Here is a 19,809-nt window from a genome sequence, read left to right as displayed (position 1 = left end):
CCGCTCGATCGGCTTCCGCCACGAAGGTGCCCACGCCCTCGCCATCGACGGCCTCGACCTCCGCCAAGCCCTGCGCACCCCGGCCGACGACCCCGGGATGCGCCACCTCACCGGCCTGGACCCCAAGGTCTACGCCCACGTCCTGAACACCCCCGGCACAACGAGAGGGCGGCCAGCCGGGAACCCCGGGCGGCCGCCCCTACGCCCGTGCCGACGTGGCTTCCGGCTCCAGGCGCCGTGCGGCGAGTGGAGAACGCCGGCTCTTCTCGACCCGGCGCAGCTCCTCCCAGTCCACCTGGGGGTGCGCGTCGACGAGTGCGTCGTCGGCGGCGGTGCGGTAGAGCGGTGCGCCGACCGCGCTGGCCCGCGAGGCGCCGAACTTGACCTCGACCCACTCCGCGGCCTGGATCCACTTGAGCTCGGCCGGCCGGGCGCCGGGAGACTACCCCGCGTCCGGCCTCAGGCCAGTGAGCCCGGGCCCCTGTCTCGTCCGGTGATCGTCGGCGCGGCAAGCCGTGGGCCGGAGGGGCGACGGGGCGGGGGCAGCTCGCCGGGGAGATACCGCCGGCCACAGGTGGGGCCTCCAACGTGTCGAAGGGGATGATGCACATGACGGATACCGATGCGCTCTACGGGCTGGTGGGCGCCCTTGGAGGAGCGGCCGTCGCGAGTCTTGCGGCGGTCTGGGGACCCTTACGCCTGCATCGTCGCCAGGCGCAGCAGAAGCAGAGCGAGGAGCAGGCGCGACAAGCCGATCTGGAGATCAGCCGGCTGCTTCGGATGCGGACCGCGGGGCGGGTATGGCTGGACGCGCTCGAACGGACCGTTCAGGACCTGGAGGAACGGCGTGCCGTGGACGCCGAGCGCTTCGACGAGGTCATCGAGGAGCGCAGTCGCGAAACGACCGAAGCCGGCCACGCGCTGGCGCGGGCGGGTTTCTGGCTCCAATCACGGGACACACCCCCTCACGGCATTTCCTTGCCCTCCCTCCGGCGAGTGGGTGGTGGATGAAGGCGAGATCGCGGCTGCCGCCTTCTTCCAGATCGTGGGCCGTTTGCGTGGGGCGACGTGGGAAGTCCGCCGGGAAGCGCTGCGAGGCCCCGGCCGGAAGGCGTACCACTGCGCCAGGAGGTACTGCAGTCGTTGGAGAACGTCCGCGCCTCGCGGGCCCAGCTGAATGCGGCCCTCCTCGACCGGATCGATGCGATCAACGGTGACGGCCCCCGGCGCGCGTAGAGCGCCGTGGCACGGGGCCGTTCCTCGCGCGGCGCTCGCCGCGTACGGACTACGAGCCGGAGGAGCTGATGCGGCTGGTGGAGGCCGCCCAGGCCAAGCCTCCGGTTCTCTCCGCCCAGCCGGGCCCCGTGCAGCCGACGCCCCCGTCTTCCCCGGTGCGGCCGCCGAGCGCGGCAACGAACACCTCTACCGCCTCGGCGACCTCAAGCGCTGGGCCCGACCGGCCCCGCGTCGCCACCGGCACCACCGACCTCGACGACGACTGAACCTTTCCCGGCCGGGCCCCCGACGTCCGCGAAACGGGCCGGTCCGCTTCGGCCGACGCGATCCTCCTCGCCCCGGAGAACAACCGGTCCTCCGGGCACCATGCCCAGGAGGAAGCACCCCGCCATGAAGAACCCCTTCGCCAGGGACACGCTGCCCACGACGCTGCGCCCGACCAGCCCCGGCGCCCGCGAGACCCTCACGCTGGGAACGGGCACGTGGAAGCCACGCACCGCACTCCAGGTGGGCAGCGTGCCGAGGCGGGAGACCCGGCGGGGTTGCCGCTGGAATCCCCCGCCTCGGGCGGAAGGGTAGCCGGGTGAGGGCTACTTGCCGGTTCCGGTGAGGTGAGCCGCCCACGGGTAGTAGACGAAGTCGAACGCTGCCGGCGCCCCCGTGATCTTGCTGCCGAGCCACACGTCGTTCGTCAGCCGGATGCCGGAGAACATCGGATTCATCTCGTCGTGCAACTTCTTCTCCATCTGCACGACCAGCTCGGAGCGGGCGCTGTCGTCCTTCGTGCCGATCGCCTCGGCGTAGAGCCCGTCGATGCCCTTGTAGCCGGACTGGTTGAAGGTCCCGCCGGTCACCGCAGTGAGGCCCAGCCAGTCGAGCGGGTTCGGGATGTTCGGCCAGAACTGCGTGTACAGCAGGTCGGTACTGCCACGCGTCGCCGGGTCGTAGAGGTAGTTCGAGTAGCCGGTCGCGGGTACGACGTCGAGCTTGAACTTCAAGCCGATCTTGTCGGCCGCGTCCTTGATCCCGACGCCCAGCTGCTGGGTCTCCGCCTGCTGCGGAACCACAAGGCTGATCTGCTTCGCCTTCACGCCGGCCGGAACGCCGGAGAGCAGCTTCTTCGCCTCCTCCATCCTCGGGGTGCCGTCGGTCTTGACCGAGTCTGCGTACGAGGTCAGGCCGTCCTTCGCGAAGCCGTACACGGCCGGAACGGTCTGCAGCGAGGCAGGCGTCCCCTCACCGGCGAACACCTGCTTGCCGATGCCCTTCCAGTCGATGGCCATCTGGAGCGCCTTGCGCACGTCGGCGTTGCCCATCGCGCCCTTGTCGTTCGCGACCACGAGCGTGACGGCGAGCGGCGCGGGACCGGAGTAGAGCTTGCCCGCCGACGATGCCCTCAGCTGTGACAGGCCGGCCATCGGCGGACCGTACGTTCCGTCGATCTGGCCCGAGAGCAGGCCGGAGGTGATCGCGGAGTCGTCGGTGAGGAACGTGAAGTCGATGTTCTTCACCTTCCGCGGCAGCGCCTTGTTCCAGTAGCCGTCGTAGCGGCTCGCGGTGATGGACTGGCCCCGCGTCCACTGCGCGAACTTGTAGGGGCCGGTGCACATGACGCCGACGCCGGGCGTACCGACCTTCTTGCCGTGCTGCTCGTAGAAGTTCTTCTGGACGACGACGCCGGCGTAGCTCGCCAGTTCGTCGTTGAAGAGGTAGTCGGGCTTCTTGAGCTTGACGGTCACTTCGGTGGTACCCGTCTTCGCGATCGAGGCGACGTTCGAGTACAGGTAGCCGTAGAAGCTCGACTTGGCCGTCATGTTGTGCCGCATGCTCCACACGACGTCATCGGCGGTCATCGGCGAGCCGTCCCAGAAGGTGACGTCGCCGCGCAGCTTGTAGACCCAGGTCTTCGGGTCGGGGTTCGTGTACGACGTCGCGAGGTTGGGCTTGATCTTGAAGTCGGGCGTCTGGGCGAACAGCGTCTCGCACATGTTCGAGTTGATCATGTTCGGCGTGTAGTCGGCCGACTGGAAGGGGTCGACGGTCTGCGGCTCGCCCTGGAAGACGTTCCAGGTGATCTTGTCGACCGAGCCCTTGCCCGTCGGCGTGAAGGTCGTCAGCGCGTCGGAGGCCTTGGCCGCTCCGGCTCCGGAGGTGCCTCCTCCGGAGCCGGAGCAGCCGGCCAGCACGAGACTGGCGGCGACGACGGCGAGTGCCGATGTCCGTCTGCTGGGGCGGGGTGAGTACATGGCGAAACTCCTGGTCAGTGTCGGGCGGTGAGGGTTTCGGGGTCCCACCCGCTGCGGGGGACGCTGTCGCGCAACAGACGGGTGTAGGGGGACTGAGGGTTGTCGAGCACGTCGGCGGTGGGCCCTTGCTCGACGACGGCGCCGTGACGCATGACGATCGTGTCGTCGGTCACCTGGCGGATGACGGCGAGATCGTGGCTGATGAACAGGTAGCTCACGCCACGCCTGCGTCGGATGTCCGAGAGAAGGTTGAGGATCTGGGCCTGGATCGAGACGTCCAGGGCGGACACGGCCTCGTCGAGGATGAGGACGTCCGGATCGGCGGCGAGCGCGCGGGCGATGGCGACGCGTTGGCGCTGTCCTCCGGAGAGCGATCTCGGCAGTGCCGCCAGCTGCCGGTCGTCGAGGCCGACGAGCTCGGCGAGTTCGCTCACGCGCTTCCTGGTCCCGTCGCGGCCGAGCCGGGAGTGAACGCCGACTACTTCCGCGAGGCAGTCGCCGACGCGCTGACGGCGGTCGAGCGAGGTGTACGGGTCCTGGAAAACGATCTGGACGGCCCGGCCCCGCTGACGGCGGCTGCGTGCGGAACGCGCCGGATGGGTACGGTCCTCGCCCCGGAACGTGATGCGACCACCGGAGGGACGCTCCAGGCCGATGATCATCCGTGCCGTGGTCGTCTTGCCGGAGCCGGACTCGCCGACGATACCGAGGGACCCGCCCGGGGCCAGGGCGAAGCTCACGTCGGCGACCGCGGTCGCCTCGGCACGCCCACGGCCGAACGTCTTGGTCAGGTGCTCGACCACGAGCAGCGGTTCGGTCATCGCTGGACCTCCTCGTTCGAAGCGGAGCCGACGTGCTCCTGCGGCACCAACCGGCCGCGCAGGCCCGGCATCCGGACGCACCGGGTCTGCGCCGCGTCGACCCGCAGCAGCGGCGGCACCCCGGCCCGGCACTCCTCCTCCGCGAAGTGACAGCGCGGCGCGAACGCGCAGCCGTCCGGGGCCTCGTATGCGGTCGTGGGGTGACCGGTGATCGCGGGCAGCCGCTCGACGCGCCGGTCGATCTCGGGCCGCGCCTGCACCAGTGCGGACGTGTAGGGGTGGAGCGGGTCCTCGTGCAACCGCACCGACGCCTGACGCTCCATGACCTGGCCGGCGTAGAGCACGATCGTCTCGTCGCACACGGCACCGGCGAGCTCCAGATCGTGCGTGATGAAGAGCATCGCCATGCCGTACTCGCGCTGCATGCGCCGGAGAATCGCCATCACCTCCGCCTGGGTGGTGACGTCGAGCGCGGTCGTCGGCTCGTCCGCGAGGATGAGCCGAGGCCGCGCGGCGACGGCGGCGGCGATCATCACCCGTTGCAGCAGACCGCCGGAGAGCTCGTGCGGGAACTGCCGCATCCGGCGCTCCGGATCGCCGATCCCGACCTCTGCGAGCAGCTCCCGCGCGCGCTTGCGAGCAGCGGACTTCGGCATCCGGTCGTTGATGCGCATCGCCTCGGTGAGGAAGTCGCCGATCGTGCGGACGGGGTTCGTGTAGGCCCGCGCGTCCTGGAAGATCATCGCGACGTCCTTGGCCCGGTAGGACCGCAGGGCGTCGGCGCGCAGATCGAACACCTCGGCGCCGTCGAAGCGGACACCGCCTTGGACGTCGGCGCCGTCAGGGAGCAGGCGCGCGATGGTGCGTACCGTCATCGACTTGCCCGAGCCGGACTCGCCGACCAGGCCGAGCGTGCTTCCGCGGCCGAGTGAGAACGAGACGTCGCGCAGCACGGTGCGCAGTTCGCCCGCAACCGGCAACCGGACTGTCAGGCCCTCGACTTCGAGAAGTGTGTTCACGAGCGTGCCTCCCAGCGCTCCGTGAGCCGGTCGCCGAGCATGTTCACGGCGCCGACGGTGATGACGATGACCACGCTGGAGTACAGAGCTTCCTGCGGGCGCTGTTGCAGTACACCGGCCATACCGGTGCCGACCATCGCGCCCCAGTCCGAGGTCGGCGGCTGCACCCCGAGGCCGATGAAGGAGAGACCCGCGAGGTCCATCAGGGCGAACCCGAAGGCGAGGGTGGCGTTGGCGACGATCAGCCCGACCACGTTGGGCAGGATGTGCCCCAGCGCGATCCGCAGGCCGTGCACGCCCTGGACCTGCAGCGCCGCGATGTACGGCAGGTTGCGCTCGCGCAGCGCCGCGCTCCGCACGATCCGCGCGATGTAGGGGACGTAGGCGATGGACAGCGCCACGACGGCAGCCGACAGGCCGGACCCGAACAAGGCGGTCGCCAGGATCGCGAGCAGCAGACCGGGGAAGGCGAACACCGCGTCGACGACGCGCACCACCATCTGGTCGAACCAACCGCCGAACCACACGGCCGCGAGCGCGAGGATCGTCCCGAGGAGCGTCGAGATCACCACGACGAGGAACGGTCCGATCAGCGCGGCCCGGGAGCCGTGGACGAGGCGCGAGAGAAGGTCCCGCCCGCTCGCGTCGGTTCCCAGCAGGTGCGCGCCGCTCGAAGTCTGGTAAGCGCCGGAGAGGTCGACGGCGTTCGGGGCCTGCGGTGAGAGGAGCGGCGCGAGGACGGCGCAGCAGACGACGAGTCCGAGGAGCGTGAGCGCCACCCAGCCCGACATTCCGATGCCTCCCGTACCCCGCGCCGTCCGCCGGCCGGTCTTCCGGGCTCCGATACGGCGTACGGCCGCTGTCGTGCTCATGAGTCCTTCTTCCCGACCGACACGCGCGGGTCGAGCAGTGTGTAGGCGATGTCGATGAGGGTGTTCAGCACGATGAAGGCGGCGACGTACATCAGGCAGATCGCCTGGACGACGGGAAAGTCCTTCTGCTGGACCGAACTGACGAGGAACTGGCCGAGGCCGCCGAGCTGGAAGACCTGCTCCACGACGACGCTTCCCGCGATCAGGCCCGCGACCGTGAGACCCGCGACGGTGAGCACCGGCATCGCGGCGTTGCGCATCACGTGCCGGCGCACGACTGCCCCGCGGGGCAGTCCGCGGCTGATCGCCGTCTGCACGTGATCGGCGGACAGCTCAGCACGAACCGCGGTCTGCGCGAGTCGCGCGACGAACGCGACGGACGCGAGCGCGAGGGCGAGCGACGGAAGAACCAGGTGGTAGACCTCGTCGAGACCCGCACGGCCGGCGCCGAACACCGGGAACCACTCCAGGTCGACCGCGAACACGACGATCAGCACGACCGCTCCGACGAAGGTCGGCACCGCCATGACGCCCGTCGCGCAGGCCATGGCCGACCGGGACAGCCAGCCGGGCCTGAGGCCGGCGAGAGTACCGATGGCCAACCCGAGCACCAGGACGATCGCCGCGGCCATGAGGACGAGCAGCGTGGTCACCGAGGCGCGGGGGCCGACCAGCGACGACACCGGTTGGTTGTAGATGATCGAGGTTCCGAAGTCGCCGTGCAGGACGCCGCCCAGCCACCTCAGGTACTGCTGCCAGACGGAGTCGTCGAGGTGATACTCGGCCTTGATCGCGGCGATCGCCTCGGGGCTCATGGTGCGACCGTGCGTGAGATAGGTGAGCGGGTTTCCCGGTGCGGCGTAGAGCGCTCCGAAGACGACCAGGCTCGCGATGAACAAGGTCACCGCCAGCCCCGCGATGCGAACGGCGGCGAACCGCACGATCGCCCCGCCGGGCCGGTACTTCGCCTTCGCCTGCCCCGAGGGCACGGGTGCCGACGTGATCGCGTCACTCATCGGGTCACCTCCGGCCGTACGTGATGGACGGCGCGGCCGCCCACGACCGTGCGCAGCACACGTGTGTCGAGGAGTTCCTCCAGCGGCCGGGCGAAGATGTCCCGGTCGAGCACGATGAAGTCGGCGTACAGCCCCTCGGCGAGCCGGCCGTGCAGGTGCTCGGAGCGGCTCGCCCAGGCGGCGTCGCGCGTGGCGTGCACGATCGCGTTCTGCAACGGCAGGGCGTAGTGCGCGAGGTTGGCGGGCAGCGAGGGGTCCAGTGCCGAACGCCGTGTCGCCGCGACGAACATGTTGGGCAGCGGCGCGTGCGGCGAGGTCGGGGAGTCGGTGCCGAGTACCAGCGTGGCCCCGGCATCGGTCATCTCGGGCCAGGGGAAGCCGCGGTCGACGCGCTCGTCGCCGAGCACCCGCCGCCAGTTCTCCTGGATGGCCGGATCGGCGTGCACGGGCTGCATGCTCGCGGTGATGCCGAGGGCGGCCAGCCGCTCGATGTCCGCGGGGTCGACGACTTCGAGGTGTTCTATGCGGTGGCGGCGCTCCTTGGGGCCGTTGAGAGCGACGGCGTGCTCGACGGCGCCGATCGCTACGCGGATCGCCTCGTCCCCGATGGCGTGCATGGCGACCTGCAGGCCGGCCGCGTCCGCGGCGGCCACCACCGGGGCGAGCTCGGCGAGACTCCAGACCGGGTCGGCGTTCGTACCGTCCGCGTAGGGCTTCCCGAGCGAGGCGGTGCACCCGTCGACGGTTCCGTCGACCATGACCTTGATGCCGGTCACGCGCAGGAACGGGGTCGAGTGGTGGTCGGCGAGTTCGACGGCGCGCTCGACCTGGGCTAGGTTCCTGACCTCGTCGCCGGTGGGCTGGACGCGCCAGAACGCGCCGATGCGCGTGGTCAGGGTGCCCGCCGCGTCGGCACGACGCATCGCCGCGTAGTCGTCCTCGCCCAGCGCCATATCGGTCGATCCGACGACGCCGGACTCGGCGTACGCCGCGAGGGCGACCGCCAGGGCCTCGTCACGGTCGGAGTCACTGGTGAAACCGTCGAGCACCGGCCACACGAGGTGGTGCATCGCGGTCTCGTCGACCAGGCCGGTGGCCGCGCCCCGCTCGTCCCGATGGATCGTTCCCCCGGGCGGCGACGCCGTGGCGTCGTCGATGCCGGCCTCGGCGAGGGCTGCAGAGTTCAGCCAGATCGAGTGGAAGTCGTAGGCCTGCGCGTAGACGGGCCGCTCGGCGACGACGGCGTCGAGCATGCCTCGATCGGGCTGCCCGCCGGGGATGTCGCCGTGCTTCCAGCCGGTGGCGAGCACGCGGGGCGCGTCGGGGTGTTCCTTCGCCCACGTCCCGATGCGCCGCTGGATCTCCGCCACCGTGTTGGCGCCCCAGAGATCGACCTGGGCCGCCGCTTCGCCGGTACCGACCACGTGCGCGTGGCCGTCGACGAAGCCGGGCAGGACGGTCGAGCCTTCGAGGTCGTGGATCAGGGCATCCGGTCCGGCCACACGGGCCGCGGTGGCGTCGTCGCCGACGTAGGCGAGGCGTTCGCCCACCACCACGAGCGACTCGGCCCAGGCGCGCCGGGCGGAGGTGAAGACGCGGGCGTTGCGGTAGAGATGCACGGGCTTGTTCACGTCGTTGTCCATCGGGTTCCTCAGAACTGGTCGAGACCCTCGCGGGCCGCGGTGTCGGGGTTGCCTGCCCGGTACTGGAGGGCGAAGCCGGGGAGGTCGAGAGATGCCGTGAGCAACGTGCTCCACTGTTCGTGGACCGGCCGGGACTCGTCGGCGTGGACGCACACCACCGCGGCGGCGCCGTCGCCTCCGCAGAAGGCGGCTGCGCGCTCGGTCGCGGAGCGGCCGGTCATGTCGCCGCGCACGGCGCGTGCGTGGAGGTACCGCTCGGCCGACACCAGTTCCGGGGTGCTGGTGTCACCGTCGGCGAGGCCGGGATCGAGAAAGTGGTTCGTGTGGATGATCCAGCCGTCCGCATCGGGTTCCACCACGGCGATTCCGGAGGGTGCCATCTCGATGGACGCCGCTGCGGCGCGGCCGTCCCGGTAGGTCACGACGGTCAGCACGGTGGACGCGCTCAGGGTCGCGGAGGCGACGATGTCGCGGGCCTCCGCCACCGTCGTCGCCTCCTCGAGGACACGACGCGCGACCGCATGGACGGGTACGCCGCCGGTGGAGCGGTCGGAGCGATGCCTCAGGATGTTGAAATGCAGGCCGAGGCCGGCGTCGTTCACCCCGACCTTCGCGGCCGTGCCGAACTCGGTGAAGAGCTTCACCCGGCGTCCGGCCCCGGTCACGAGCGACAGCAGCAGACCGTCCGGAGTGAGCGCGTCGTGCCAGTCCCACGTCTGGATCGTCTCCGGTGGGCCGCCGGCGGGCGGTGCGTACACGGCGGTCGTGCACTCGCCCTTCCCCGGCGGGACCGCGGCGAGCACCTCGGTCCGCGCGCCGACCGCGGCCACCTGCCACGGCTCGATTCCCGATGCCTCGGCGATCGCGTCGGACTCCTCGGCCAGAGCCGGGTACCAGTCGCGCAGGGCGTCGTGACTGCGGGCGGCGATGTCGCGGACGGTCGTCTCCGAGATGCCCAGAACCGCGAAATGCGCCAGGTACCGGGCGCTGACGTCCCGTACCCGATCCGCGCATTGCGTGCCGATCTCGCGTCCCCGGTCGCGGGGGTCCGTAGTGGTCGTACGAAGGGAGTGCAGCTTCATGGTGTCGCTCTTCGACCTTTGCTTGTGAGGCCAGTCACAGTGGGAAGTGGGCGACACGCTAGGGGGGTAAAACGTTTAATACAACGGTGTTGCTCATGTCGCCTTCCGCTCTCCGCAGCGGGAGGTACGAACGGAGGAGGCCGCCGTGGCTCGACCCAAGGGCGTCACCATTCGCGATGTCGCCCAGCGCGCGGGGGTGTCCGTCGCGGCCGTCTCGATGGCGCTCAACGGCACGGGGACGCTGAGCGCGGCCACCCGACTGCGCGTCCGCGCCATCGCCGAGGAGATGGACTACGAAGCCGACGCCCTCGCGCGCGGCCTGCGACGTTCGTCGGTCGGGGCGATCGGGCTCGTCATGCGATCACTGGACGCGTTGGGTGAGTACGCGCCGCGGGGCGTCGACGTGTTCACGCGCTACATCGGCGCCGTCTCGGCGCAGGCGATGGACCGCGGCCTCAGCGTCATGCTCGTACCGGACCTGACGAAGCGTCCGACACCTCCCATGGCACTGTCGCTCGACGGCTACATCGTGACGATGCCTCACATGGACGACCCGGTAGTCGCCCTCCTCGAACGGCGAGGGATCCCGTACGTGACGCTGGGACGCGATCCCAGCCGCCCGGACTTCACGGACTGGGCCACCGAGGACGACGGCGCGAGCTTCCGCCGCATCTACGAGCACTTCGCCGCGAACGGCGCCCGGTCGATCGCCTTGCTGCGCGGAACCGACCCCAACGCGTGGAACATCGACAGCGAGGCGACGTACCGCGCGTGGTGTGCCGGCGCCGGGATCACGCCGCGCGTCTACCTGTCGGCCGAGCGTGCCGGCGAGCAGGGCGGTGAGCGCGTGGCGCACGCGATCGTGGACGACGCGATCCCCGATGCGATCCTGTGCCACACCGGCCGCCAGGCGGCCGGCGTGCTCGCGGGCCTCACGGCTCGCGGCGTCGCCGTGCCCGACCGGACGATGCTCGCCGCGGCTTCCGACTCCGAGCACACCCGGCACAGCAGACCTGCCATTTCGGCGCTCGAAATCCACGCCGACGAAACGACGCGGGCGCTGCTCAACCTTCTCCAGGCACGTATCGCGGGCGAGCCGAGCAAGGGACCGGTCCTGACGACCGGCCAGTTCCGGATCCGCGCATCCTCGCGCCGCACCCAGACGAACACCTGATGCTCACCGAGGCGATCTCGGTTCTCCTACCTACGAGCTCGCCTTCGGCCCAGTCGACGAGGGGTACTGGATCGGCGCCGCCGAGACCGAACGCCGCCGCCAGGTCCTCGACGCGGGAGACCTCGAGACATGGGCCCGCAACCGGCCCCGCGCCGCGACCAGCACTACCGACCTCGACTGACTACCCGGGCCGCTCGACGGCCGCGCACCGGTCCTGACCGGTGCGGCCGCCACGATCCCGGTCCTGGCGAACATCCCGTTGAACTCCTCACCGTGCTGCGTCGGGAAGGCCCTTCGTCTTTGCGTCGACCTTCGCGCCGGCCAGGCGGGCCCCGGACAGCCGCGCGCCGCGCAGGTCCGCGCCGTGGAGGTCGGCAGATCTGAAAGAGGGCCGCGCCAGCTTCACGTCCGCGTCGATGAGCAGCACGTCGGTCAGGTTCGTCTCCTCGAAGAACGAACGGCGGTAGCAGGCACCGTTGTCGGTGACGATCCGCTCGATCCTGGTGATTCCGTGGGCGGCGAAGAACGCCTTGGCCCGGTTGACGAACCCGATCGCTGTCTCGGCCTTCTCGTCAGGGAGGGCCTCGGTACAGGCGAGGCGGGTGTGCCCGTCCACGGCCGAGTACAGGTACCCGTACCCGGCTTTGGCACCCCTGGCCTTGGCCCGGTCCGCGGCCTTCGCCTGATTGCTGCCGCGGCCGCGGCCGTGGGCGCGCCGGCCGCCGCCGTCGGGGATGCGGCCGACCTTCTTCACGTCCACGTGGACCATGTGCCCGGGCCTGCGGGCGTGGATCTTCCGCGGTTCGCGGTTCCTCTCGCCGATGGGGTCGATGAACTTCCGCCGGTTCAGCCCCAGCGCGGCGAGGTGGCGGGTGACCGTCCGGCGGAAGATCGGCACGCCGTCAGCGGCGAGCTCGAACGCGATCCGGGCCGCGGACCACCTGCGCTCCCGCCGCAGCTCCCCGATCCTCGCCACGACTTCGCAAAGGGTCGCTGTTGGTTGGCGGTGCGGTGCGCCGGAGCGGTCGAGTAAACCCGGTTCCCCGTGCCGTCGGTGCCGGTTCACCCACTTGGAAGCACACGCGCGCGAGATGCCCGTCTCCGCGGTGACGTGCGCGATAGGGCGGGTCTTGCATCGTTCGATGAGGCGGCGGCGTCCTTCGACGGTCAGCGGGGCGTTGCGGTGCGGCACGGGCAGCACGCGGACCGCCCTGCCCGGCGCTGGGCACCGCGCGGCAACGACCGTACGAGCAGTGGTGTTCATCGGGGCTGCTGCTCGGCAATCACAGCCCAGTCGTCCGCTGCGCGGCCGTCGGCGATCGCCTGGTCGAACACGCCTCCGAGCAGTTCGCCGAACGGCAGGGAGACCGCTTGGCCGGCTGCCGCCTCAAGGGCGAGGTGGAGGTCCTTGCGTCCGAGTGCCGTGGCGAACCCGGCCGGCTGGTATCTCCGCTGCGCGATCATCGACCCATATCCGGAGTAGACGGGTCCGGGAAAGAGCGTCGAGGCCAGCAGTTCGACGAACTGACCCGGGTCGGCGCCGGCCGCGTCGGCGACGCTGACCGCCTCCCCGAGCGACTGGATCGCGCAGGCGATCAGGTAGTTGCCCAGGACCTTGACGATGTTGGCCTGCTCGGGCAGCTCGCCCAGGCGCCAAGTGCGGGATCCGATCACGTCGAAGAACGGCTGGGCCCGGTCGATGAGTTCGGACTCTCCTGCGGCGAGGATGTTCAGAGCACCGGCCTCCGCGACACCGACCCGGCCGAACACCGGGGCCGCGACATAGCCGATCCCGTGCGCAGCGTGCGCCTCTGCGGCACGGCGGGCCAGCCCGGCGCTCACCGTGGCCACGTTGACGTGGACCGCCCCGTGCCGGGCCTCGCCAAGGACCCCGGAGTCGAGAAAGACCTCCGCGGCGGATGCGTCGTCGGACAGGACCGAGAACACCACCGGGCACTGGAGCGCCTCCGCGACGGACGCGACGCGGACGCCGGCGCCCGCGAGCTCTTCCGCGGGTCCCGCCGAACGGTTCCACACCACAGTCTCGTGGCCTGCCCGCACCAGATTGCGCGCGATCGCCCGCCCCATTCCGCCCAGACCGATGACTGCAACCTCGCCCATCACGCAACCTCCCCCTGTGAACCCTCTGAGACGGTTCTATTGTGGCGCGGGTCGATGCCTGTGTCGAACCGGCTAAACTGGTTCACGGAGTGGCCCGAGGTGATGCGGAAGGTGGTGACCGTGGAGGCCCGTCAACTGTTCCGGCTGGACAACGAGGTGCTGGCGTTCCGCTTCACCGCCACGATGAGCGACCGGGCCGGCGGGGCGCCCCAGGAGCGGCTCTCCAGCCACGGCCGGCTGAAGCTCTGGTTGCACGCCGCGGGGCTCGGCGTCCCCGACGTCTCACCCGCCGAGCTTCAGGATGCGCTCAACCTGAGGGAAGCGATCTACCGTGCCGGGCTGGCCGTCACCGTCACCCAGCGACCCGATCCGGGTGACGCGGCAATCCTGAACAGGGCCGCGACCGCCGGACAGTCCAGGCCGGCGCTTGACGAGAACGGCCTCGCAGTCTGGAACCTCAGCAAGGAAGCACCGGTGCCGGACGCGCTCGGCGTGCTTGCCGCCGACGCCATCCACGTACTCGGAGGCCCCGACCGCGACCGGATCAAGGCGTGCGAAGGCCCCGGCTGCGCCGGCCTGTTCCTCGACACCAGTCGCGGCGCGAACCGCCGCTGGTGCTCAATGAACACCTGCGGAAACAGGGTCAAGAAGGCCCGACTCGCCAACAGGTAACCGACTACAGGAAACCGCCCCCACAGCTGTCCGCCACCACCTCGCGCTCAAGTCACAGGCGGGTCGCCGGCTGCGGACACCGCCAGCACCCTGTCAACAACCTCACGACCCGCAACAACCAGCCACGGGGAGCGGCCGGTGCCGGCACCGGCCGCTCCCCGGCGGCGGCGCCTGTGCGGCGCCTGCGCGGGGCCTCGCGGCGGCGCGCGATCCGGTCGAGCCACCCACGGCGTGTGCTTCCCCTCACCGGTCCATGGCAGTTGATGCGGGACGTCTGGGCCCGGAGCCACACCGGGCGGGGCGCCCGATCGACGCAGAAGCGGCCCGGCGCCAGTAGCGGGTGCATGGACATGGGCGGGGACTGCCGGGAGTCGGCCAGCGTGGGAGTTGCTGATGCCCGCCGCCGGGGGAGTTGAAGTCGCCCGGCGCCTGGGGGTCTCATCCAAGACCGGTCAGCGTCATCTGCTGGACGCGCAGTGGCATCTGGAGAAGCAGGGCCGGGCGCGCCTCCGCTCCGTCGGTAGGAGCTGATCGAACGCCCCTCGACTCGCGGTGACCGGTCACCGCCCTCGGCCGCCTCGGGCAGCCCGTCGGCCGTGACCGATCGGCGCGTGACCGATCCTGTGAACGATGGCCGAAGTCGCCCGTGACCGAGGCCGGTCCGGGTGATCGGTGACCGATCCGGGCCTCGTCGGTCGCCGGTCATGACCGGTCCGCGGCCATCGGTCACCCATCCGCCGCTCCCGCGCACCCGGTCTCCTGGGCAAGCCGTCGCCACTGAATCCGGGGGTTGCCCACCTCCGGTGGAGGCTTGCCCGGAGCTGCATGGACCGGTCACGAGGGGTCTTGCCCACCTCCAGGGGAGGCTTGCCCGATCGGTCACGGGAGGCTTGCTCAGGTAGAGGGCAAGCCTCCGATCTGCGCTTTTAGGGCTGCGGGCAAGCCTTTGGGCAAGCCGGTCTGAGGAGTGTGTACGGCACGAGATCCGAAAGGAGACGTGCCGTGCACGATGTGCTGCACCCTGCCGTCGGCGGGTTCTTCGACCGGCTGGATGCCGACTGGGCCGCGCTGTGCGCGGACCCCGCCCTTTGCCAGGCGGTGACCGACTGGGTGACCGATGGCCACCTCGGTGACGGCATCGCGGCCGTGACCGGTTCCTGGGCCAGCTCTCTGACGCCCGAGCAGCTCCTCGCCGCACTCCGTCCGACGGCGTGACCGATGCGCTGACCGACGCCGTCCTGCGCACCCTCCTCCAGCGCGCCGCCGGCCGTGACCGATCGGCCGTCCTCGCCGGCCGCGTCATCGTCCAGGCGATGCTCCCTGCGGTCATCCGCATCACCCGCGGACAGGTTCCGCGCGACCGGCGGCCGCACCCGCGACGCCGTCGGTCACGTGACCGTGGCCGCCCTCTACGAAGTCGCCCGCTCCGGCCGCATCCACCGCCGCCCCGGCCGGCCCGCCGCCAACCTGACGCTCGACACCCTGCGTCAGGTCCTGGTCGAGCTCGCCGCCGAGCAGTCCCCGGCAGGGGAGGACCTCACGGCCGCCGAGTACCCGGCCGACCCGGTGCCGGGCCCGTACGAGATCGCCCGCGCCCGCACCGTGCGCGCGGCCGCCGCCGAAGCCGGCCTCCACGCGGGCCCGGCCGACGATGCCGCGATCGCCCCGGCCCCGCTGGAACTCCTGGAGCTCCTCCTCGACGCGGTGTGCGACGGTGCGCTGTCCACCGCCGACGCGCAGGCGCTGGCCTGGCGCCACATCAGCGGCGGCATCCCGGACGCCGAGGCCGCCGCCCGCGCCGGCACCACGGCCGGCGCCTGGCAGCGCCGGCGCTCGCGGGCCCTGGCCCGCCTCACAGCATCCCTCCAGCCCGAGGCCGCGGCATGAACTGGACCACCGCCCCGGCCACCGTCCCCCCGTTTGGAGATGCGTCTTGACCACACCCGCCGCCGCGACGTCGCTGGACGCGGACGAGGAGCGCGTCACCCGCGCCCAGCGTCTGCTCATCCACCTCGGCGCCGCCCTCGTCGCCCACCCCTTCGACACCGGCACCCACGACAAGCTCCGCGCCTTCCTGGACGAGGACGCCGAGCCGGTCCTCGCCTCGCTCGACGCCCTGAGCCGCCGGCCCGAAGCGGAACTCCGCAACCGGATCGCGGAACTGACCGGCCACACCCTGCGCTCGGCCGGAGGCACGGCATGAGCCTCGTACGCACCAGCCGCCGGCAGCCGGCCGTCCCGCAGTCGCCGGCCGTCCAGGAGGCGGAGGCCGAGCAGGACACCGGCTGGGTCGGCGGCTGGTCGACCGGCGCCCAGGCCAACTCGGCCGCCCTGCTGAGTTGGCTCGTCTGGGGCCTGATCGCGCTCGGCCCGCTGTCGGGCGCGCTCGCCTACCTCTCGGTTCCCACCACGTCCGCGTCCCCGGCGCCGAGACCGCTCCGCCCGCCCCGGCCGCGAGCGGCGGCCAGGGCGCGGCCGGCTTCGCGAGGCTCTTCGTCGCCGCCTACCTGTCCGCCGGGCGCGGCGACGAGCCCAAGCTCGCCGCCTACTACCCGTCGGCCGCCGACCTCCAGCTCGACGGCGTCTCCGGCCGGCACCGGGGCGAGCAGCTGACCGTCGTCCGGCTCCGCCAGACCGACACCCCGGTCTGGTCGGTCACGGTCGCCGCCCGCGTCACCGGCGCACAGCCGACGGCCACGCCGTCCACACAGCCGAGTGCCTCCTCGAGCCCGTCGGCCGCGGCCGACGCGGTGCGCTACTTCCAGGTGTCCGTGGCGACGGCGCCGGGCGCCGGGGGAACGACCGCGTACACCGCGCTCGCGCTGCCGGCCGAGCTAGCCGCACCCGAGCGGGCCAAGACCCCGGAGCTGGTCTACGGCGCGATGCACCCGGCACTGCCCACCGACCCGCGCACCCAGGCCGTCACCAGCTTCCTGACCGCCTACCTCACGAGGGCCGGCGCCCAGCTCGACCGCTACCTCGCCCCCGGCACCCGCCTGACCGCGCCGTCCCCTGCCCCGTACTCGGGCATCGCGGTGGACCAGTTAGCCGCCGAGGGCGAGGCCGGCGGCGAGCTGGTCGTCTCGGTCCCGGGCGACGGCACCACCCTGCATCTGCTCGTCACCCTCCGGGCCACCGGTCAGGACGGGGTGCGCCTCCCGCTCGCCTACGCCCTCACCCTCAAGGCCCGCGCCGGCCGCTGGAAGATCGCCAGCCTCGACGGCGCGCCGTCCATCACCTCACCGAACCCGGCCCCGACTGCCTCCGGTGCCCCGGGCCCGGCGACCGCCCCCGCCGCATAGAAGGCGCACGTTCATGCCTGACACCCTCACCCTGGCCGTGGGCTGGCTCCAGACCGGCACCGGCCTCGGCAACGACATCAAGGGCCTGATCTTCAACGTGGCCATCCCGGTCCTGTGCGGGATCTTCGTCGTCGTTGTCGGCTGGAAGACGAAAGCCCCCGGTCCGACGATCATGGCCGTCATCTTCGCGGGGATCGTCTGGGGCCTGTCCGCCAACATGGCCACCCTCAAGAACAAGACGACCGAGGACATCGTCCAGTGCCAGGGCGGCGCCAACGTCGTCCGGAGCGACCAGTGACCGACGCCGCGGCCGGCGGCGGCGAGCTGGACCTCGAGCTGATCGGCCGCTGCTACACCAAGGCCCGGCGTGCGCCCCTGCTCCACGGGGTGATCCGGGACGTCAACGGCGGCCGGGGGATCCGACTGCCCGGCGGCCCGTACACCCTGACCCAGCTCGCCGGGATCGTCGCCACCGTCGCCGCCCTGATCCTGAGCCGCCCGGTGTGGGGCGGTCACGGCTGGTTCGACGCCGCCGTCCTTCTGGTCCTGCCCGCCGTGGTGGCGTTCGTGCTGCGCCATCTGCACATCGACGACCGCACCCCCGCGGCCGCCCTGCTGAGCATCGCCCTGATGCTGGCCGCGCCCCGGCGCGGCCAGCTCCGCGGCCGCCCCTACCGCCCGGCCCGGCCCACCCGCGGCGACACCCGCATCCACCTGCCCTCCGGCGAACAGCCCGCCTAAGCCACCGCCCCGGCGATCACTGCCGCTCCCGCCTCGGAGCCCCGGCCGAAGCAGACCCAGCCCCGGCCCCCGGCGCCCGCCGCGCCGCCGGTGCCCGCAGGGCCTTCGGCACCCGCCGCACCGGTGGCCTCGGGGGTGCAGGCCCTCCTCGCCCGCCGCGCCCCCACGACCCGTACCTGACTGGAGAACTGACGACGCGCCTGCCGATCCGGCACGTCCAGCAGAACCTGATCTTCACCACCCACGGCACCGTCTGGGCCGTCTGGCGCGTTGCTGCGACCAACTACTCCCACGTTCCGGCCGTCGTGAAGAAGCGACGCCTCAAGGCGTTGGAGGGCCTGTTCAAGGCGATGACCGGCGAGCCGATGCTGCTGTCGCTGTGCCCGCAGATCGACCCGACCGCGGTGGTGCGCGCCATGGTCGACGACATCGACCTCGAGCGCGCCCCCCGTTACGAGCGGCTCGGGGCACGCGGTCCTGGACCAGCTGGAGACCATGGAGCTGACCGGTCGCACCGACTGGCTCGCGCTCCCGCTTCCCCCGCTGTCGCAGAAGGACGCGGTGATGTCCGCGTTCCGGGCGGCACGGGCGGAAGTCTCCCTGCAGCTCGGCCTGATGCCCGCGGTCGTCACCGACGCGGAGGTGCAGCGGCGCCTGGAGCAGGCCCAGCGGATCCAGGCCCAGTGGCCGGCCGGTGTGTCGATGCGGTCGGCCACCGAGGCGGAGATCCTGTGGATCTACGGTCACTCCGCGCGCCGCGGGCTCGCCGAGCCGTTCCTCCCGGACGGCACCGAAACCCCGGTCCGCGGCCGCGGCCGGAACGTCGCGGCGCTGGGGGAGATCCTCGTCGGCGAGGGCGGCGCCGCCCTCGCCTCCGACTTCGGCTCCACCGACTACACCTTCTCCGGCCCGCCGGTGAGCAGGCCGGCCTCTGGCAGGCGATGCTGCCCGGTTGCCGCACCCCGCGGGTCATGGCCGGGTACGCGCAGATCCTCCTCGCGCGTGACTTCGCGATGGCCATGCCCTGGTGCGGCTCCCAGCTCGGCGACGAGCGCGGCGGGCTCTACGGCCTCCAGGCCGCCTCCGGCGGCGCCCGCCCCGTCCTGATCGACCCCGCCCGCGGCCCCCGTGACGCGGCGGCCCAGGGCCTGGCCCGCAAACTCGCCTCGGTGGCGCGCAAGGACCTGGCGCGGGTGGTGTTCAATGCGACGCTGCCGGTCGTCGACAGCCAGCGCGCCGACAGCGTCGTCTTCCTCGTCAGCGCGCTCGCCCTGCCGAAGAAGTCCGAGCTCGCGAGCGAGCACCGGATCCAGCGCCTGGAGTTCGAGAAGGTGCTGGGCCGGGCGTTGATGTACCTGATCGCCGCGGTCTCCCGCGAGACCGCGATGCGTAGTCGGGACGAGTTCGCGGTCACGGTCTTCGACGAGTGCTGGTGGCTGACGAGTTCGGACGAAGGCCTGGAGCTGCTCCTGGAGCTGCTGTGCGACAGCCGCAAGCGCAACGCGGCCGCGTACGTCGGCGCCGCGCGCGGTGAGCTCCTCCATCAGCGCGCGCATCGACGGCGACGACATCGGCCCGGCCGACAGCGAGAAGGGCGCCATCGTCCGCGGACTCATCCCGCACCGCTTCGTCTTCCGACAGACCAGCCGCCCCCTGGCCACGCGCAGCCTCGAATTCCTCGGCGTGGACGCCACCGACACCGACCTCCTGGACCTGGTCACCGGCGGCCTCTCGCCGCTCGGCCTGCCCGAGGACCAGCGCCGGGCCCGCGCGGGGGAGTGCCTCTACCGTGACCTGGCCGACCGCATCGGCCTCATGCGCGTCCTCATCCCCCTGGATCGGCCATCGAGCGCATCATCCACAC

General features: G+C 71.5%; 18 protein-coding genes and 3 pseudogenes. 12 read left to right on the top strand and 9 right to left on the bottom strand.

The annotated features are described in order from the left end of the window. Positions 1-609: 609 nt before the first annotated feature. Positions 610-1,011 carry a hypothetical protein gene (locus tag BLW86_RS00550; protein ID WP_143060192.1) on the top strand — a complete coding sequence of 134 codons (402 nt, stop codon included), beginning with the start codon at positions 610-612 and terminating at the stop codon, positions 1,009-1,011. Positions 1,012-1,826: 815 nt separating this feature from the next. On the opposite strand, the gene BLW86_RS00540 is transcribed toward BLW86_RS00550, so the two are convergent. From BLW86_RS00540 to BLW86_RS00510, 7 genes are read right to left on the bottom strand one after another with little or no spacing between them, the layout of a single operon-like run. Next, complete coding sequence (locus BLW86_RS00540) at positions 1,827-3,482, bottom strand: ABC transporter substrate-binding protein (protein ID WP_093872169.1); 1,656 nt, start codon at positions 3,480-3,482, stop codon at positions 1,827-1,829. A 14-nt stretch (positions 3,483-3,496) separates the two neighbouring features. Then, a complete protein-coding gene (locus BLW86_RS00535; RefSeq protein WP_093872168.1) occupies positions 3,497-4,303 on the bottom strand; it encodes an ABC transporter ATP-binding protein in 807 nt (268 codons plus the stop codon). Further along, positions 4,300-5,322 (bottom strand): ABC transporter ATP-binding protein, encoded by a 1,023-nt coding sequence (locus tag BLW86_RS00530; protein WP_093872167.1) that lies wholly within the window; start codon positions 5,320-5,322, stop codon positions 4,300-4,302. Before BLW86_RS00530 ends, BLW86_RS00535 begins: the two co-directional genes overlap by 4 nt. Beyond that, positions 5,319-6,194, bottom strand: a complete 876-nt coding sequence (locus BLW86_RS00525) for an ABC transporter permease (protein WP_093872166.1) — start codon at positions 6,192-6,194, stop codon at positions 5,319-5,321. Before BLW86_RS00525 ends, BLW86_RS00530 begins: the two co-directional genes overlap by 4 nt. Beyond that, positions 6,191-7,210: an ABC transporter permease gene (locus BLW86_RS00520; protein ID WP_256341138.1), complete on the bottom strand. Its 1,020-nt coding sequence runs from the start codon at positions 7,208-7,210 to the stop codon at positions 6,191-6,193. The genes BLW86_RS00525 and BLW86_RS00520 overlap by 4 nt, the downstream gene beginning before the upstream one ends. Then, entirely contained in the window at positions 7,207-8,853 is a 1,647-nt protein-coding gene (locus tag BLW86_RS00515; protein ID WP_093872165.1) for an amidohydrolase, read from the bottom strand. Before BLW86_RS00515 ends, BLW86_RS00520 begins: the two co-directional genes overlap by 4 nt. 8 nt (positions 8,854-8,861) lie before the next feature. Then, positions 8,862-9,935, bottom strand: coding sequence for a C45 family autoproteolytic acyltransferase/hydrolase (locus BLW86_RS00510; protein ID WP_093872164.1), 1,074 nt, complete (start codon positions 9,933-9,935; stop codon positions 8,862-8,864). A 145-nt stretch (positions 9,936-10,080) separates the two neighbouring features. Here BLW86_RS00510 and BLW86_RS00505 point away from each other — a divergent pair, with 145 nt between their 5' ends. Continuing rightward, positions 10,081-11,109, top strand: a complete 1,029-nt coding sequence (locus BLW86_RS00505) for a LacI family DNA-binding transcriptional regulator (RefSeq protein ID WP_093872163.1) — start codon at positions 10,081-10,083, stop codon at positions 11,107-11,109. Positions 11,110-11,431: 322 nt separating this feature from the next. Here the strand turns inward: BLW86_RS00505 and BLW86_RS00500 are convergent. Next, a pseudogene (locus BLW86_RS00500) lies at positions 11,432-12,301 on the bottom strand (helix-turn-helix domain-containing protein); the annotation flags it as partial. 68 nt (positions 12,302-12,369) lie between these two features. Continuing rightward, on the bottom strand, positions 12,370-13,230 hold the full coding sequence (locus tag BLW86_RS00495) for an NAD(P)-dependent oxidoreductase (RefSeq protein ID WP_093872162.1): 861 nt from the start codon (positions 13,228-13,230) through the stop codon (positions 12,370-12,372). A 111-nt stretch (positions 13,231-13,341) separates the two neighbouring features. Here BLW86_RS00495 and BLW86_RS00490 point away from each other — a divergent pair, with 111 nt between their 5' ends. The 10 genes and pseudogenes from BLW86_RS00490 to BLW86_RS42740 form a co-directional block, all read left to right on the top strand. Beyond that, positions 13,342-13,902, top strand: a complete 561-nt coding sequence (locus BLW86_RS00490; protein WP_218137991.1) for a CGNR zinc finger domain-containing protein — start codon at positions 13,342-13,344, stop codon at positions 13,900-13,902. Between the two features lie 1,002 nt (positions 13,903-14,904). Continuing rightward, positions 14,905-15,117 carry a hypothetical protein gene (locus BLW86_RS42760; RefSeq protein ID WP_256341137.1) on the top strand — a complete coding sequence of 71 codons (213 nt, stop codon included), beginning with the start codon at positions 14,905-14,907 and terminating at the stop codon, positions 15,115-15,117. A 177-nt stretch (positions 15,118-15,294) separates the two neighbouring features. After that, a complete protein-coding gene (locus BLW86_RS42755; RefSeq protein ID WP_256341136.1) occupies positions 15,295-15,789 on the top strand; it encodes a hypothetical protein in 495 nt (164 codons plus the stop codon). 46 nt (positions 15,790-15,835) lie between these two features. Then, a complete protein-coding gene (locus BLW86_RS00480) occupies positions 15,836-16,105 on the top strand; it encodes a hypothetical protein (RefSeq protein WP_093872160.1) in 270 nt (89 codons plus the stop codon). Between the two features lie 136 nt (positions 16,106-16,241). Continuing rightward, positions 16,242-17,204: a conjugal transfer protein gene (locus tag BLW86_RS00475; RefSeq protein ID WP_256341135.1), complete on the top strand. Its 963-nt coding sequence runs from the start codon at positions 16,242-16,244 to the stop codon at positions 17,202-17,204. 13 nt (positions 17,205-17,217) lie between these two features. Beyond that, positions 17,218-17,502 (top strand): hypothetical protein, encoded by a 285-nt coding sequence (locus BLW86_RS00470; RefSeq protein WP_093872159.1) that lies wholly within the window; start codon positions 17,218-17,220, stop codon positions 17,500-17,502. Then, positions 17,499-17,945: a hypothetical protein gene (locus tag BLW86_RS00465; RefSeq protein ID WP_256341134.1), complete on the top strand. Its 447-nt coding sequence runs from the start codon at positions 17,499-17,501 to the stop codon at positions 17,943-17,945. The genes BLW86_RS00470 and BLW86_RS00465 overlap by 4 nt, the downstream gene beginning before the upstream one ends. 495 nt (positions 17,946-18,440) lie before the next feature. Continuing rightward, complete coding sequence (locus BLW86_RS42750; RefSeq protein ID WP_256341133.1) at positions 18,441-19,052, top strand: hypothetical protein; 612 nt, start codon at positions 18,441-18,443, stop codon at positions 19,050-19,052. After that, positions 18,959-19,405, top strand: a pseudogene (locus BLW86_RS42745) (ATP-binding protein); the annotation flags it as partial. The gene BLW86_RS42750 and the pseudogene BLW86_RS42745, both read left to right, overlap by 94 nt. Positions 19,406-19,475: 70 nt before the next feature. After that, positions 19,476-19,724 (top strand): annotated as a pseudogene (locus tag BLW86_RS42740) (hypothetical protein); the annotation flags it as partial. Positions 19,725-19,809 lie beyond the last annotated feature (85 nt).

Origin of the sequence: Streptomyces sp. TLI_105 (assembly GCF_900105415.1) — a bacterium.
Lineage (GTDB): Bacteria > Actinomycetota > Actinomycetes > Streptomycetales > Streptomycetaceae > Streptomyces.
Note: the sequence above shows the minus strand (reverse complement) of the source record. Positions and strands in the feature narration are given on the sequence as shown.

Excerpts from the sequence above, each read along its gene's own strand:
- BLW86_RS42750 (WP_256341133.1), top strand. The coding sequence starts at position 18,441 with ATGGAGCTGACCGGTCGCACCGACTGGCTCGCGCTCCCGCTTCCCCCG.
- BLW86_RS00495 (WP_093872162.1), bottom strand. The coding sequence starts at position 13,230 with ATGGGCGAGGTTGCAGTCATCGGTCTGGGCGGAATGGGGCGGGCGATC.
- BLW86_RS00510 (WP_093872164.1), bottom strand. The coding sequence starts at position 9,935 with ATGAAGCTGCACTCCCTTCGTACGACCACTACGGACCCCCGCGACCGG.
- BLW86_RS00535 (WP_093872168.1), bottom strand. The coding sequence starts at position 4,303 with ATGACCGAACCGCTGCTCGTGGTCGAGCACCTGACCAAGACGTTCGGC.
- BLW86_RS00470 (WP_093872159.1), top strand. The coding sequence starts at position 17,218 with ATGCCTGACACCCTCACCCTGGCCGTGGGCTGGCTCCAGACCGGCACC.
- BLW86_RS00520 (WP_256341138.1), bottom strand. The coding sequence starts at position 7,210 with ATGAGTGACGCGATCACGTCGGCACCCGTGCCCTCGGGGCAGGCGAAG.
- BLW86_RS00550 (WP_143060192.1), top strand. The coding sequence starts at position 610 with ATGACGGATACCGATGCGCTCTACGGGCTGGTGGGCGCCCTTGGAGGA.
- BLW86_RS00525 (WP_093872166.1), bottom strand. The coding sequence starts at position 6,194 with ATGAGCACGACAGCGGCCGTACGCCGTATCGGAGCCCGGAAGACCGGC.
- BLW86_RS00540 (WP_093872169.1), bottom strand. The coding sequence starts at position 3,482 with ATGTACTCACCCCGCCCCAGCAGACGGACATCGGCACTCGCCGTCGTC.
- BLW86_RS00515 (WP_093872165.1), bottom strand. The coding sequence starts at position 8,853 with ATGGACAACGACGTGAACAAGCCCGTGCATCTCTACCGCAACGCCCGC.